This is a genomic window from Janthinobacterium sp. 17J80-10 (genome assembly GCF_004114795.1).
Lineage (GTDB): Bacteria > Pseudomonadota > Gammaproteobacteria > Burkholderiales > Burkholderiaceae_D > Paucimonas.
Map to the genome: position 1 here is coordinate 3,100,114 of NZ_CP035311.1, position 14,571 is coordinate 3,114,684.

The 14,571-nt window shown below is 59.0% G+C and carries 12 protein-coding genes; 11 read left to right on the forward strand and 1 reads right to left on the reverse strand.

Features of this window, described 5'->3' with window-relative positions:
* The first annotated feature begins 119 nt into the window (after positions 1-119).
* The 5 genes from EKL02_RS13925 (at position 120) to EKL02_RS13945 (ending at position 5,288) form a co-directional block, all read left to right on the forward strand.
* Positions 120-1,838, forward strand: coding sequence for an ExeA family protein (locus EKL02_RS13925; RefSeq protein ID WP_128902605.1), 1,719 nt, complete (start codon positions 120-122; stop codon positions 1,836-1,838).
* A 4-nt stretch (positions 1,839-1,842) separates the two neighbouring features.
* Positions 1,843-2,589, forward strand: coding sequence for a general secretion pathway protein GspB (locus EKL02_RS13930; protein WP_128902606.1), 747 nt, complete (start codon positions 1,843-1,845; stop codon positions 2,587-2,589).
* Positions 2,590-2,840: 251 nt separating this feature from the next.
* Complete coding sequence (locus EKL02_RS13935) at positions 2,841-3,320, forward strand: universal stress protein (RefSeq protein ID WP_128902607.1); 480 nt, start codon at positions 2,841-2,843, stop codon at positions 3,318-3,320.
* Position 3,321: 1 nt separating this feature from the next.
* On the forward strand, positions 3,322-3,966 hold the full coding sequence (locus tag EKL02_RS13940) for a response regulator transcription factor (protein WP_128902608.1): 645 nt from the start codon (positions 3,322-3,324) through the stop codon (positions 3,964-3,966).
* A 470-nt stretch (positions 3,967-4,436) separates the two neighbouring features.
* Positions 4,437-5,288: a helix-turn-helix domain-containing protein gene (locus tag EKL02_RS13945; protein WP_128902609.1), complete on the forward strand. Its 852-nt coding sequence runs from the start codon at positions 4,437-4,439 to the stop codon at positions 5,286-5,288.
* 46 nt (positions 5,289-5,334) lie between these two features.
* Here EKL02_RS13945 and EKL02_RS13950 read toward each other — a convergent pair whose 3' ends face one another.
* Positions 5,335-5,928 carry a phasin family protein gene (locus EKL02_RS13950; protein WP_164932025.1) on the reverse strand — a complete coding sequence of 198 codons (594 nt, stop codon included), beginning with the start codon at positions 5,926-5,928 and terminating at the stop codon, positions 5,335-5,337.
* Positions 5,929-6,250: 322 nt separating this feature from the next.
* On the opposite strand from EKL02_RS13950, the gene EKL02_RS13955 reads away from it, so the two are divergent.
* The 6 genes from EKL02_RS13955 (at position 6,251) to EKL02_RS13980 (ending at position 14,450) form a co-directional block, all read left to right on the forward strand.
* Positions 6,251-7,087 (forward strand): universal stress protein, encoded by an 837-nt coding sequence (locus EKL02_RS13955; RefSeq protein ID WP_128902611.1) that lies wholly within the window; start codon positions 6,251-6,253, stop codon positions 7,085-7,087.
* 146 nt (positions 7,088-7,233) lie between these two features.
* On the forward strand, positions 7,234-8,895 hold the full coding sequence (locus tag EKL02_RS13960; RefSeq protein WP_128902612.1) for an alpha/beta fold hydrolase: 1,662 nt from the start codon (positions 7,234-7,236) through the stop codon (positions 8,893-8,895).
* 39 nt (positions 8,896-8,934) lie between these two features.
* A complete protein-coding gene (locus EKL02_RS13965) occupies positions 8,935-9,420 on the forward strand; it encodes a dihydrofolate reductase (protein ID WP_128902613.1) in 486 nt (161 codons plus the stop codon).
* Between the two features lie 122 nt (positions 9,421-9,542).
* Complete coding sequence (locus tag EKL02_RS13970) at positions 9,543-11,798, forward strand: arginine/lysine/ornithine decarboxylase (RefSeq protein WP_128902614.1); 2,256 nt, start codon at positions 9,543-9,545, stop codon at positions 11,796-11,798.
* Positions 11,799-12,040: 242 nt separating this feature from the next.
* Positions 12,041-13,390, forward strand: a complete 1,350-nt coding sequence (locus EKL02_RS13975; protein WP_128902615.1) for a hypothetical protein — start codon at positions 12,041-12,043, stop codon at positions 13,388-13,390.
* Positions 13,391-13,859: 469 nt separating this feature from the next.
* Positions 13,860-14,450 carry a hypothetical protein gene (locus EKL02_RS13980; RefSeq protein WP_241687722.1) on the forward strand — a complete coding sequence of 197 codons (591 nt, stop codon included), beginning with the start codon at positions 13,860-13,862 and terminating at the stop codon, positions 14,448-14,450.
* The last annotated feature ends 121 nt before the right edge of the window (positions 14,451-14,571 follow it).

Below are 14,571 nucleotides of genomic sequence, written 5' to 3' on the forward strand. Positions count from 1 at the left end.
ACATCCGCGCACGGTTTGCGTTATCCGTTAGCCGCCAGGCAAATGTTTATGCTAGCCTTGCCGCTGGCCAGATGTAATTGCTGTTTTTCAAGTTATGCGGCCGTCATTTCGACCCGACCATGTATACCCAATTTTTCCAACTCAAACAGGTACCCTTCTCGATTGCGCCAGATCCGCGCTATCTGTTCATGAGCGAACGGCACCGCGAGGCGCTGGCCCATTTGCTGTATGGCGTGGGCAGTGGCGGCGGCTTCGTCCTGCTGACGGGAGAAATCGGCGCAGGAAAAACCACCGTGTGCCGCTGTTTGCTGGAGCAAATCCCGGAAAACTGCCATGTCGCTTATATTTTCAATCCGAAGCTTTCGGTCGGCGAATTGCTGCAATCGATTTGCGAGGAATTCCGCATCGAGCCGGGCGCCCCAGCAACGGCAGAGGCCTCGGCAAAAGCCTGCGTCGATGCCCTCAATGCCTACCTCTTGCAAAGCCATGCAGCAGGCAAAAATAATGTCCTGATCATCGACGAAGCGCAAAACCTGACACCGGAAGTGCTGGAACAATTGCGCCTGCTGACCAATCTGGAAACCAGCGAACGCAAACTGCTGCAAGTAATCCTCATCGGCCAACCGGAATTGCGCGCCATGCTTGCGCGCCCGGAACTGGAACAGTTAGCCCAGCGCGTGATCGCCCGCTATCACCTGGATGCGCTGTCGCCGCAAGAAACCGCTGGCTACATCCATTACCGCATGTCGATCGCGGGTGCCGCTGCGCTGCACCCCTTCCCGGCGGCGCTGATGCCGAAGATACACCGCCTCACGCGCGGCATCCCCCGGCGCATCAACCTCTTGTGTGACCGTGCCTTGCTGGGCGCTTATGCCGCCAGCCGCAGTGAAATCACCCCCGCCATCATCGAGCAGGCAGCCCGCGAGGTTTTCGACGTCGACAACGGAACAACCGGTGCGGCCGCGAGGCACTGGCAGCTGGCAATCGCAGGGATTGCCGGCGCAATGCTGACGGGCGCACTCGCCTGGGCCTGGCAGCTACATGGCGCCGCCCCTGACCCGGCGGTGCAAGCCGTTCTGGCTGCACAAGCGGGAAAGTACAAACTGTCGCACGACATCTCCACAAATTACGCATGGCAGCGCGCGGGGATGCCCTCGCCTGCCCGTACGCCGGTCGCAACAACGCAGGCGCTGGCTTCGACAGAGCTTGCCCCCTTGCTTGTGGAAGCAACACAAGACCAGTCCGCAGCCTTCCGCCTGCTGGGTCAGTTGTGGGGCATCGCGCTGGGCAAGGATGACCCGTGCGCCGCGGTCCAAAGCCGCAACGTGCATTGCCACACCAGCACAGGCGGCCTGGCAGAACTTCGCCTGCTGAACCGGCCCGCCATCCTGAAGCTGCAAGACGACAAGCAACGCAGGCATCATGCGCTGCTGACGGGTTTAAGCGACACCAAAGCCGAATTGCGTTTTCCCGGCAGCGAACAAGACCGTGAAGTCGATCTCAAGACTTTGCAAAAGCATTTCAAGGGTGAATTCGTAACCTTCTGGCGCGCGCCGCCAGGCTATAGCGGCAAGATCAGTCCCGGCCATACCGGCGAAACCGTCGACTGGCTCAGTGCCCAGCTGTCCCGCATCGACGGTGGCGTCGAATCTGTGCCGGGCCAGGCTTTCGGCGTCACCATGGCGCGCGATGTGCGGCAATTCCAGAAAACGCATGGCTTGCAGCCAGATGGCATCGTCGGCGCACGTACACTGATGTTCCTGAACAGTGCCGCTGGCGTCCCGGAACCGCACCTGCAGATACACCCGCCTCTCACTAACACACTGGCAGGAGAGTGACGCGATGTCCTATATTCTCGACGCTCTGAAAAAGGCCGAAGCCGAACGCCATATCGGCCAGATACCCGGCTTGCACGTCCAGCCTGCAGCAGCCTTGCCCCGCGGCTCCGCCCCGGCGCACAGCAACAAGGTGCTGATGGTCATTGCCGCAGTGCTGGTGGGCGTTGGCGTGCTACTGGCATGGCTGCAGCCCTGGCAGTCGCAGGCGACGCAATCCAGCCAGGTGGCCGCGACACAACCCGAGCCGGCTGCGCCCACCGGCGCGCCCACAGCCGTCTCGTCGACCCCTTCCCCGTCACCGCAAATTGTCGTGGTCACCCCGCCGCCAGAACTACCCAAACCGGTTGAACGCGACGCGGCCAAACCTCGCAGCCCGGTGACACCCCGTCCGCGGGAGACAGCAAAATCAGCGCCCGCCTCCACCATGGCAAAGCCATCGGCAGTGCAGCCACCGTCGCCAACAGTCTCCGGCGGTGCTACTGCCAGCGACCTGCGGCTCAGTACCGCACTCACGCCGGAAGCTGGCGTATCGTCCCCCGGCGAATTGCCGGAACAAATCCAGCGCGAATTGCCGGCCCTGGCGATCGGCGGCTACATCTATTCCGACAATCCGCGCGAACGCCAGTTACTCGTCAACAAGCGCTTGCTGCATGAAGGTGCCGAAGCCGCGCCGGGCGTCCGACTGGAAAAAATGCTGCCCAATGCCGCCGTCTTCAATTACAAAGGCTACCGTTACCGGCTTTCCTATTAATGGCGCCAGCGGAAATACCAGGATTTATTGACTCTCCAAACTGCCAGTTGCCTTGATAGCACTTTAATAATACTATTCATGCAAGGCCAATTTGAGCGCTTGGCAAGGCAATCATCGATTCCTGTTCATCGATGTCGCTGTAACTGATCATAATTTGTTATTATTAACAATTATTTACACATCTTCCCGCTGGCTGTGCAGGTGGGCTTGATTATTGAACAAGCAAGTTGAACATGTAAGGCGGTAGGCTTATGTACAAGAAAATCCTGATTCCGACCGACGGTTCTGAAATTTCCAAGGCGGCTGCCCGCGCAGGCGTCGAATTCGCCCAGCAACTGGGGGCCGAGGTTGTCGGACTGTTTGTCGCCCCGGAATACCAGTACCCGGTCTTTATCGAAATCATCCCGCCCAACTTCCCCTCGGAAGACGAATACCTGATCTCGATGCGCAAGCTTGGCGAGCTTCACCTGCAAGTCATTGCGGACGCTGCACAGGCCGCGGGCGTGCCATCGTCGGGGATCACGATTTTTTCCGACGTCGCCGCACGCGAAATCGTCCACACCGCCGAACAGCAAGGCTGCGACCTGATTTTCATCGGTTCGCACGGCCGCAGCGGCTGGGGCCAGGCGCTGTTGGGAAGTACCACCACGAAGGTATTGTCTACCTGCCAGATTCCCGTTCTGGTCTACCGCATAACAAAGCATGCCGGCAACGCACAAGACAAGCAATAACATGATCCGTATCGTTATTGCCGATGATCACACGATCATGCGTGAAGGCTTGAAGCGCATCCTTGATGGCGCCGAAGACATCGAAGTCGTGGGTGAAGCCGTCGACGGCTTCGAAGCGCTCTCGCACGTGCGCCGGGGTGGCTTCGACCTGTTAATGCTGGACTTGTCCATGCCCGGGCGCAGCGGCGTCGAACTGATTCGCCAGATCAAGGATGAGTCGCCCAAACTGCCCATCCTGATCCTGACCATGCACGAAGAAGACCAGTATGCCATCCGTGCGATTCGTGCCGGTGCCCGCGGTTACCTGACCAAGGAAAGCGCGGGCACCCAGCTCTTGAGCGCCATCCGCAAGGTAGCGGCTGGCCGTCCCTACATCAGTATCGAGGTTGCGGAGCAACTGGCCATGGATGCCATGCCATCCAACGAAGATTTTCCGCACAAAAAACTATCAGACCGCGAATTCGAGGTCTTCAGTTTATTGGTTGGCGGCAAGACCATCGGCGAAATCGCCGACCTTCTGCATCTCAGTGCCAAGACTGTCAGCACGCACAAGACCCGTATCCTGTACAAGATGGATATGCATTCGCTCGCTGAAATGGTCCAGTACGCAGTTGAGCACCGCCTTCTCACGCCGCTCAAAATTTAATCGTTAAATTTCCGAACGGCATTTGCGACGTAGGAAATCACCTACATCACCACTCTTTATCCTACGAGCCTATTCAGCGCTCACCGATAGCAAATAACCCCCTCCCCCCCCATACTTTCTCTCAGTAATTGGCGCATTTGACCCAAGTATTTCCATAGTATTGGAGTGGTCTTGGACAGCTTGTATCCCTCGGCGGAGTCAACAGGTTTGACCCGCCGCATTGATCAGGCTCTGCCCGAATTGCGCCTCATTTACTGCCAGCAAACCAGGCGACATCCTGAGTCAACAGGTTGTTCCTGGTCGGCAAACGGAAGCGCACCGTAAAGAGCGCAAAGAACGCAGTTGCGGATGGTTTTTTTCGAACGAATCAAGGTACCGATCCCCAGAAAATCCCGCAGCGACTGCAAGATTGGCGGCAATTCCTCAGGGTTGTCACAGTAACTGTATGTATTTTTGGAACAGGAGATGCCATGCTGTCCTCGCCCCCCTCTGAAATTCGGATCGAGCCACCACAACCAGTCTCGCATTTGTCGCCGCACGAAACCGGCTGGCAGCGCCAGGGAAAACTCTGGTCAAATTTGAAGGAATTATGCGAACTGCTGCGGATTCCAGCAGCAACGACCCTGGCCGACGACGAATTGCTGTTCCAGCACGTACAATTCAAGACCGGGCAACGCGTGCATACCATCGGCCAGGCGTTCGACAGCCTGTATGTCGTGCATTCCGGCTTCCTGAAAACCGTCCTCATCGATGAATTCGGCAATGAGCAAGTGCTGAGCTTCCCCATGAAAGGGGATTTGTTCGGCGTTGACGGCATCCACACCAAGCACCACGCTTCGGAAGCCGTAGCCCTGTCGAACTGCGACCTGATCCTGCTGCCCTTCAAGAAGCTCACGGCGCTCGGACGCACCCATGCCGAATTCGAGCATGCCATGTACAGCGTCATGAGCAGGGAGCTGGTGCGCGAACAAGGCATGGTCAGCATGCTCGGTGCCCTTTCCGCCGAAGCGCGTGTCGCCCGTTTCCTGGTATCCCTGTCGGATCGCTATGCCGAGATGGGTTATTCCAGCAAACTCTTCAACCTGCGCATGACGCGCCATGAAATCGGCAGTTATCTGGGCCTGACGCTGGAAACAGTCAGCCGGACCCTGTCGGCATTCAATGAAATCGGCCTGATCAGCGTCGACCAGCGCTCGATCGGCATCAAGGATATCGATTCGCTCAAGACCTTGCGCCGCCTGCCGCCGTCCAGTTCACGCGCCAAGCAGCTCGCAGCGCGCAAACTGAAAGCTGCAGGCAACGGCCAAATGGCATCCGCCTGACGCAAAAAAAAAAGCCCTGCCTGACGGCAGGGCACTTTTTCAGGATTTATTTGCGCTTGCCATTGTGATGCGCCGTGCTGCGCTTTTCCCGCCCGGCCGTCATTTCGTCGACAGCGTCATCCACGGCTTGCTCGGCATGTTCGTATCCTGCACTGGCGGCGTTCTCGAAGGTATTTCTCGCAGTTTCCATATTCCGGTTTGCGGCAGATGCTGCCTCCCGGAAAGCCGACTGCCAGGCAGTAAACATCCCCGTTAATGGATTGGCGGCGATCGGATTGTAAGTTTCCTGCTCGCTGGTATCCTCCGGCGCGATCCCTGCTGCAAAATCCGGGGCAACCCCACTACCCACCTGCTCCACGTAGCTGCGCATCGACTTGCCGATTTCGGATTGTACTTCGGTGAATACCTTCATGAGATCACGCTGATAATTCATGGCGCGATCCGGGCGCAGCGAAAAAAACTTGGCCTGCGCATCCGCCGCACCTTGCGGATCGCGCACCGCGACCAGCGACTGCACGAAGCGTAACTGGTCGGTCCAGGCACGATGCGACGCTGTCAGTAATACATGGTCGATTTTTTCAGCGCCACTGAAAAATGCATCGGCCAGGCGTCGCGACGCTTCGAGTTGCGTCTGATACATATTCGTCATCGGAGTGTACATATTTTGCATATTCCAACCTTGCATGATCCTTCTCCTTGGCAGTTGAGCGCAGGATTCCGCCTCAGACCCAAGTCGCCTGTACGGATCCATGACGCGTGCGACAAGCCGGATAGTGCCGCAGCCAGCTTCCCTAAATCCTTCATTCTGGCAGGCCCGGACCAATCATCCTTGAGCACGCGCAAAGCGATCCCTATGCTGCCAGCGCGACCACTGCTGCCAGAAATGCGGTATAAATCAGGCAATACAAGTGGTTCAACTGAACCGCTTTCACCGGCAAAAATCAATTACGAAGGAGATGGACATGGCTTACAAAACAATCGTGGTGCAGCTGGATGACTCCAGTCACTCCGTCGAGCGCACCCGCATTGCCGCGGCGCTGGCCAGAGCGCATGACGCCCACCTGATCGGCGCGGCGGCAACCGGCATTTCCCGCTACGCTTTCCAGGGCGGTGCCACGCTGCCGCCTGACCCCAACCTGGCGATCCACATCGAGCAGCTGCGCGAGCGCGCCGGGCGCGTGCTTGACCAGGCCGAGCCGCTGGTGCTGGCTGAAGGCCTGCCAACATTCGAAAAACGCCTGGTGGACGACGATGCTTCCGGCGGGCTGAGCGAACTGGCGCGCTACAGCGACCTGGTGGTGATCGGTCAGTTCGACCCCGCTGCAACCGTCGCAATGACCCTCTCGGACTTCCCCGAATACGTCGTTTTCACGGGCGGGCGCCCGGCCCTGATCATTCCGCATACCGGCACGTTTGCCACCGTCGGCAATCGCGTTCTGGTGGCTTGGGATGGCGGGCGCTCGGCCACCCGCGCCGTCACGGATGCACTGCCGTTTCTGCGCCAGGCCGAACTGGTCCAGGTTGCACTGTTCAACCAGCCGGGCGCCGACGCCAGTGCCCCACTTGCCGGGGAAGATATTGCACTGTACCTTGCCCGCCATGGCGTCCGCGCCGAACTATTGCCGAACAAGCCCACCGACAACGTCGGCGATGCCCTGCTGTCACTGGCGGCAGATCTTGGCACCGACCTGATTGTCATGGGCGGGTACGGTCATTCGCGTTTCCGGGAAATTCTCCTCGGCGGCGTAACACGCACGGTGCTGACTGCCATGACGATACCGGTACTGATGTCGCACTAAACATAAAAACGACGACTGAAGTAAATTTCGCAACTATTTTCTTGATTAGGAGTAATATTTCTATTGCCGACTTGTCATAGTACCCACGGACCAATGCGGGAGTCGGCGAGAGCCTGTTTCCATTCCTGCAAAGAACGAGAGAGACCATGCATCTGGATCCGTTTGGCATCGGCAGCACCTTTTTCAAGATCCAGCAAGCCTGGCTGCGGCACCCGCAGCAGCAACTGGAAGCGCAACGCGAGTTGGCGGCGAGCTTGTGGATGCTCAACCTGAATGCGCTGACCACGATGGTCGGCGGTGGCGGCAAGAATACGGAAAAAATCGCGGACGGCGATGAACGCTTCCAGGATCCCGAATGGCAGGCAAACCTGGGCAATTCGCTCATGGTGCAAAACTACCTCGCCTACACCCGCTGGCTCGAGCGCGCCGTCTATGACTCGCCCGGCGCAGACAGCAAGGATCGCCATGCCGCGGCATTCTGGACCCGCCAGTGGTTCAATGCCCTCGCGCCCAGCAATTTCTTCCTGACCAATCCGGTCGCCATTCACAAGGCCATGCAAACCCGTGGCGCCAGCCTGGCCAAGGGCATCGAGCACTTCATGGCCGATGTCAAGGCGGGCGACGTGCAAATGATGGGCAACGACCCGGCTTTCGAGGTTGGCAAGAACATCGCGACCACGCCCGGATCGGTCGTATTCCGCAACGAACTGTTCGAATTGATCCAGTACCATCCGGCCGGCAAAAAGGTGCGCGCCATGCCAATCGTGATCACGCCGCCATGGATCAATAAGTTCTACATCATGGACTTGAACGAGAAAAAAAGCATGGTACGCCACCTGGTTAATGAAGGATTCACAGTCTTCATGATCAGCTGGAAAAATCCGGGTGCCGACATGGCCGATAACACCTTCGAGAAATATCTGCTGAAGGGCATGCTGAAGGCGATTGAAGCGGCTTGCGCGATTACCGGCGCGCCAAAGGTGCATGCTATCGGCTATTGCATTGGCGGCACCGCCCTGACTGCGCTGATGGCGCTGCTGAACAGCAAGTTCAAGCCGGCCCAGGTCCCCGTGGCGCACTGGACCCTGCTGGCTTCCCTGGCGGATTTCTCCCGTCCCGGCGAAATCGAGGCTTTCATCAACGAGCACAGCCTGGCGACCATCGAGCAGCTGATGGAAAAACAGGGGTTCCTCGACAAGAAGCAACTATCGTCCGCATTCCGCCTGCTGCGGCCGAACAGCCTGATCTGGCATTACGTGGTGCACAAGTACCTGTATGGCGAAACCCCGCCCTCGCTGGATGTGCTCTACTGGAACAGCGACAGTACCCGCCTGCCACGCGCCATGCATCTGTTCTGCCTGCGCCAGTTTTATGTCGATAACAACCTGGCGAAAAAAGATGCCATCGTGCTTGATGGCCAGAAAATCGATCTTGGTCGTATTACCCAACCCTTGTACTCAGTCGGCACCACCGAGGACCACATCACGCCCTGGGCTGGCACCTTCAAGACTGCTGCCCTGGTCAAGGGTCCGGTGCGCTATGTCCTGTCGACATCCGGCCACATTCTCGGCATCATCAACCCGCCCGGCCCTACGTCCAAGCGCGAGTACTGGGCCGGCGAGGCTGGCGGGGTCACCAATAGCAAAACCTGGCTGGCCGAGCAAAAAAAGGAGGCCGGTTCCTGGTGGACCGACTGGTGTAGCTGGCTGCACGAAGGCTGCGGCCCGCTGCAAGCGCCCCCTGGAATTGGACTGCCCGACTATCCGGTCCTTTGCGACGCGCCGGGTACCTATGTGAAGGAAACCTGATATAAGATGACAGTTTGCCCACCTGCGGATCGTCATCCCATGTCACAACGCCTGACCATCATCGTCGCCATCGACGCCCAGCGCGGCATCGGCCTGAACAATGCCCTGCCCTGGCGCCTGCCGGAAGACCTGGCCTTTTTCAAGCGCACCACCACCGGCCATCCCATCATCATGGGGCGCAAGACTTTCGATTCGATCGGCAAGCCCCTGCCCAACCGCCGCAACATCGTCATTACCCGCAATCCGGACTGGCGCCATGATGGCGTCGAGGCGGTCGGTTCGCTGGCAGAAGCGGCCCAACTGGCAGGCGATGGCGAAGCCTTCGTGATCGGCGGCGCGCAAATCTTCGCCGCGGCCTTGCCGCAGGTGCAGCGACTGATCGTGACCGAGATCGCCAAGACGTTTGCCTGCGATACTTTCCTGCCGGCCTTCGATCCTGCGGCATGGCGCGAAACGGCGCGGGAAAGCCATCATTCCGAAGCCAACGCCTGCGATTTCGCCTTCGTTACCTACGATCGCATTTGAATTTCCCCCACCGTTGCCGCATATCTGCGACAATCCCGTTTTTTAAAACGGCAGGGCCTTTCCCGCGCACCGGCGCGCCCTGCCTTTCATGACCGCATTTTTACAGGCTGCTGGAGTCCTCGATGAAATTCCGTTTCCCAATTGTCATCATTGACGAAGATTTTCGTTCCGAGAATACCTCGGGCCTGGGCATTCGCGCCCTGGCCAACGCAATGGAGCAGGAAGGCATGGAAGTCGTCGGCGTCACCAGCTACGGTGACCTGTCGCAGTTCGCCCAGCAGCAATCGCGCGCATCCGCCTTCATCCTGTCGATCGACGACGAGGAATTCGGCGGCGGCACCGACGACGAGGTCGAAACCGCGCTGAAATCGCTGCGCGCCTTCGTCGAGGAAATCCGCCACAAGAATGCCGACATTCCGATCTACCTGTACGGTGAAACCCGCACCTCGCGCCATATCCCCAACGATATCCTGCGCGAGCTGCATGGCTTCATCCACATGTTCGAAGACACGCCGGAATTCGTCGCGCGCCACATCATCCGCGAAGCGAAGTCTTACCTGGACAGCCTGCCGCCGCCATTCTTCCGCGCGCTGGTGCATTACGCCCAGGATGGCTCGTATTCGTGGCACTGCCCCGGCCACTCCGGCGGCGTGGCCTTCCTGAAGTCGCCCATCGGCCAGATGTTCCACCAGTTCTTCGGCGAGAACATGCTGCGCGCCGACGTCTGCAACGCCGTCGAGGAACTCGGCCAGCTGCTCGACCATACCGGCCCGGTTGCGGCCTCCGAGCGTAATGCCGCGCGCATCTTCAACGCCGACCACTGCTACTTCGTCACGAACGGCACCTCCACTTCCAACAAGATGGTCTGGCACTCGACTGTTGCGCCAGGCGACATCGTAGTGGTGGACCGCAATTGCCACAAGTCGATCCTGCACTCGATCATCATGTGCGGCGCAATCCCCGTGTTCCTGATGCCGACGCGTAACCACCTCGGCATCATCGGCCCGATTCCGCTGGAAGAATTCACCCCCGAGAGCATTGCGCGCAAGATCGAGGCCAACCCGTTCGCCCGCGAAGCGGTCAACAAGAAGCCGCGCATCCTGACCATTACGCAATCGACCTACGACGGCGTGGTCTACAACGTCGAGACGCTGAAGGAAATGCTGGACGGGAAGATCGACACCCTGCACTTCGATGAAGCCTGGCTGCCGCACGCCACCTTCCACGACTTTTACAAGAACATGCACGCCATCGGCAAGGACCGTCCGCGCGCCAAGGAATCGCTGATCTTCTCGACGCAATCGACGCACAAGCTGCTGGCAGGTCTGTCGCAGGCATCGCAAATCCTGGTGCGCGAATCGGAAACGGTGCAGCTTGACCGCGACACCTTCAACGAAGCGTACCTGATGCATACCTCGACCTCGCCGCAATACGCCATCATCGCCTCGTGCGACGTTGCCGCGGCCATGATGGAAGCCCCCGGCGGCACTGCCCTGGTCGAGGAAAGCATCCGCGAAGCGCTGGAATTCCGCCGCGCCATGAAGAAGGTCGATGCCGAATTCGGCCAGGACTGGTGGTTCAAGGTCTGGGGGCCCGACACGTTCGCCGAAGACGGCATCGGCACCCAGGACGACTGGATCATCCGCGCCGAAGACGACTGGCATGGCTTCGGCAAGCTCGCGCCGGGCTTCAACATGCTCGACCCGATCAAGGCAACCGTGGTCACCCCTGGCCTGTCACTGGACGGCACCTTCGGCGACACCGGCATCCCGGCGTCGATCGTGACCAAGTACCTGGCCGAGCACGGCGTCATCGTCGAAAAGGCCGGCCTGTACTCGTTCTTCATCATGTTCACCATCGGCATCACCAAGGGCCGCTGGAACACGCTGCTGACCGCGCTGCAGCAGTTCAAGGACGACTACGACAAGAACCAGCCGATCTGGCGCATCCTGCCGGAATTCGCCGCTGCCAACCCGCGCTACGAGCGCATCGGCCTGCGCGACCTGTGTCACCAGATCCACGACATGTACAAGTCCTACGACGTGGCGCGCCTGACGACCGAAATGTACCTATCCGACATGCAACCGGCGATGAAACCCTCCGATGCGTTTGCCAAGATGGCGCACCGCGATATCGAACGCGTGGCCATCGATGCGCTCGAAGGCCGTGTCACGGCCATCCTGCTGACGCCCTACCCCCCCGGCATTCCGCTCTTGATCCCGGGTGAACGCTTCAACCGGACCATCGTCGATTACCTGCGCTTTGCGCGCGACTTCAACGAGAAATTCCCGGGCTTTGAAACCGACGTGCATGGCCTGGTCACGCGCGAGGTGGATGGCAAGCGCGGCTATTTCGTGGACTGCGTCAAGCAGGACTGAAGGTCGGACAGGAGTGCGGTGCGTCAGGCGGTCTGACACCGCGACCACCGCACAGTCTCTCCGCACATATGCCGCCTCCTGCACCTGCGCATGCTTGATTGCCAGCATCATTAATTCATGGCAACATAAACTTGATATTTTCCGACAAAACCCGATAGCGTCCCCCAAGCCTGTCCGCGAGTGACATCAATGGTCTTCGTCATCGGGGCCAGCGAATACAACTTGGGCGCAAGGAGAGCAATATGGCACAGAGATGGTCTTTCATGAGGCTCGCGGCCTGCCTGCCGTTCTTGTTAGCCGCCTTGCCATCGTTTGCTGCAAATGCCGGGCGAACGCTTGACCTCGATGGCTGCGAATCGCAGTTCGAGGCATACCGGCAAAATGCCCTGACCGTCCGACGGGAACGGCTCGCAAGGGCACGGTCCCATGCCACGCCGCGCCCCGACAACATTGCGAAGCTGGAAAAGGAAGTTGCCGAGGCCCAGAACGTGTCGGGCGGGGACTTTTTCGGATCGCTAGGAGGAGGCCCGAATCCCGGGCACATGCATTCCTTCCTGCAGACATTGCCCCAGGCCGAAGTACGACGAAGGCAAAAGCAGGAAACTGACATGCTTGCCTTTCTGAAGGCAGGCGACTACGAACGCTATGAATCCATCAAGGGCGCCAGGCCGACCGGCCCCGCCGAAGCAAGCTATTTGCAGGCAATGTCCATGGCCCATCTCTGCGGCTATGATGCGCGCATGACCCAGTTGACCGGGAAAGCCCCGCCAGCTCGCGAAAGCATGACTGCGGCAGACACCATGGAGAAAAACACCAGGACCGACGCTCCAGCGCGCCAGGGTGGCGGCTGGTCTCCCAAGGAATGTGATGCAAGAAACCTGCAACTCATCGCCATCAAGATTCCTTCGAACGCATCGATTACCACCAGCACGGAAACAGTCATGTTCATAACCAGGACCGTCATGGACATGCTCGATGGAGGATGTCCGGGCGTAACCCCCGAACAGCGTATCTCCGAACGCCAGCACCGCCAGGAGCAGTACGCGGCAGCCGAACAGGCATGCAATGCCGTGCAATCCGGCGGGCGCCGATGTGTCGCGAGAAACCACTTCGGGCCGGGGGGCGCGCCTCAAGCTGTAGCGTCTGGCGCCAATGACTGTGAAGACATCAAGGCCGACGCATTGGCAAAAATGCGGAAGCTTAATACCAGCTTCCCAGAACCCGAGCGGTTCATTGCAATTCGGGTCGGGCATCACCCGCGGGAAGCTGAAGCGTGCCGGCTCGCGCAACACCACGCCAGGTTCACATTCGATACAGAGGGCCGATACCGTAAGGAATACGAAGACTTAAAAAACGACAGCTTCAAGCGTACGTGGGCCAGCTACCCATCTGACCTTGAAGGCAAAGCGCGCGCCCTTGACCTCGCCATGGCGAATTCGGCCATTGGCAAAGTTGAGATTTGCTCAGCTTGTGGCCGGGCGGCGGTTCCCAGCGGCACTCCGGGCACTGCGACTGGCGCGGGAGACGCGCGTCGTCCTACCCCATCGGCGCCGAGCAGCGACTGGGAAACCAGCCCGGGCATCCGTCGATAAGGCGATCATCCATTATCAACAGGTTCACTTTGGGATGCTGAGCCGTTTCCGATTACCTTGCCTGGACTGCCAGCGAAGGGACATGACGGAACTTCAAGTGCATGGCGCTGAAAATTTGCACATTACCATGGCCTGTAAAACATGCATTCCGACAGCCCCGGCTATAGTGAGACCGCGAGCTTGCCATGACGCCATCCGGAATAATAAATGACAGAAGATGGCAAGCCAGCATCGAGCGTGGCGTATAACATGTTGCGTAGCGCGTCAAAAGCTGCCATCGATTCTGTTTTATCGCAAGACGACGCTCCGCCTTAAGGTGCCCAATTAAAGATTAGCGCAGATCAAACCCGCCCAACTACAGGAGTTTGCGATGGCACGAATGATGTGGACGATAAGCTTGGTCGTGAGCAGCGTAACGATACTGGCAGGATGCGCAAGCCCGGAGCCACCGAAACCGAGTGCAGAGGCAATGACCTTTTTTGTAACGAGCGCCGGCCCCGGCAAGGGTGGCGACCTGGGAGGCCTCGACGGCGCGGATATGCACTGCCAGTCGCTCGCCAAGGCAGCGGGCGCCGGCCATCGCACCTGGCGCGCTTACCTGAGCACCCAGGCTGCCGCGCTGAATGATCCGAAATTCGTCAATGCCCGTGACCGCATTGGCGCCGGCCCGTGGCAGAATTTCAACGGCATCGTGATTGCCAGGAATGTCGACGACCTGCACTCGGCTAACAACAATGTGACGAAACAGACCGCATTGGACGAGAAGGGGAACATCGTCAATGGCCGAACAGAAAAGCCCAACAACCACGATATCCTCACAGGCACACGCCCCGACGGCACGGCGTTTCCCGGTGCGCCATTTGGCGATATGACGTGTGGAAACTGGACCAAGGGTGGCACTGGCGACTCGGCAATGCTGGGACATCATGACCGTGCCGGCCCCATCGAATCTTCATGGGCCGCCTCATGGAATTCGTCCCATCCCTCCCGAGGATGCCATCCCGAGGGATTGCAAAGTACCGGTGGCGCCGGACTGCTCTATTGCTTTGCTGTGAAATAAAATTTCGGGTTTGGCGACAAGGGCCCAGGTCGGCGTTCAACGCGGCCTTCTGCTGCCGGACAGAGACGAGATTTGAGTAATGTATGATTAGCGAGCCAGAAGGATAGACGCCTCGGCAATT

Excerpts from the sequence above, each read along its gene's own strand:
- EKL02_RS13935 (WP_128902607.1), top strand. The coding sequence starts at position 2,841 with ATGTACAAGAAAATCCTGATTCCGACCGACGGTTCTGAAATTTCCAAG.
- EKL02_RS13965 (WP_128902613.1), top strand. The coding sequence starts at position 8,935 with ATGTCACAACGCCTGACCATCATCGTCGCCATCGACGCCCAGCGCGGC.
- EKL02_RS13970 (WP_128902614.1), top strand. The coding sequence starts at position 9,543 with ATGAAATTCCGTTTCCCAATTGTCATCATTGACGAAGATTTTCGTTCC.
- EKL02_RS13930 (WP_128902606.1), top strand. The coding sequence starts at position 1,843 with ATGTCCTATATTCTCGACGCTCTGAAAAAGGCCGAAGCCGAACGCCAT.
- EKL02_RS13975 (WP_128902615.1), top strand. The coding sequence starts at position 12,041 with ATGGCACAGAGATGGTCTTTCATGAGGCTCGCGGCCTGCCTGCCGTTC.
- EKL02_RS13960 (WP_128902612.1), top strand. The coding sequence starts at position 7,234 with ATGCATCTGGATCCGTTTGGCATCGGCAGCACCTTTTTCAAGATCCAG.
- EKL02_RS13955 (WP_128902611.1), top strand. The coding sequence starts at position 6,251 with ATGGCTTACAAAACAATCGTGGTGCAGCTGGATGACTCCAGTCACTCC.
- EKL02_RS13980 (WP_241687722.1), top strand. The coding sequence starts at position 13,860 with ATGACCTTTTTTGTAACGAGCGCCGGCCCCGGCAAGGGTGGCGACCTG.
- EKL02_RS13940 (WP_128902608.1), top strand. The coding sequence starts at position 3,322 with ATGATCCGTATCGTTATTGCCGATGATCACACGATCATGCGTGAAGGC.
- EKL02_RS13925 (WP_128902605.1), top strand. The coding sequence starts at position 120 with ATGTATACCCAATTTTTCCAACTCAAACAGGTACCCTTCTCGATTGCG.
- EKL02_RS13945 (WP_128902609.1), top strand. The coding sequence starts at position 4,437 with ATGCTGTCCTCGCCCCCCTCTGAAATTCGGATCGAGCCACCACAACCA.
- EKL02_RS13950 (WP_164932025.1), bottom strand. The coding sequence starts at position 5,928 with ATGTATCAGACGCAACTCGAAGCGTCGCGACGCCTGGCCGATGCATTT.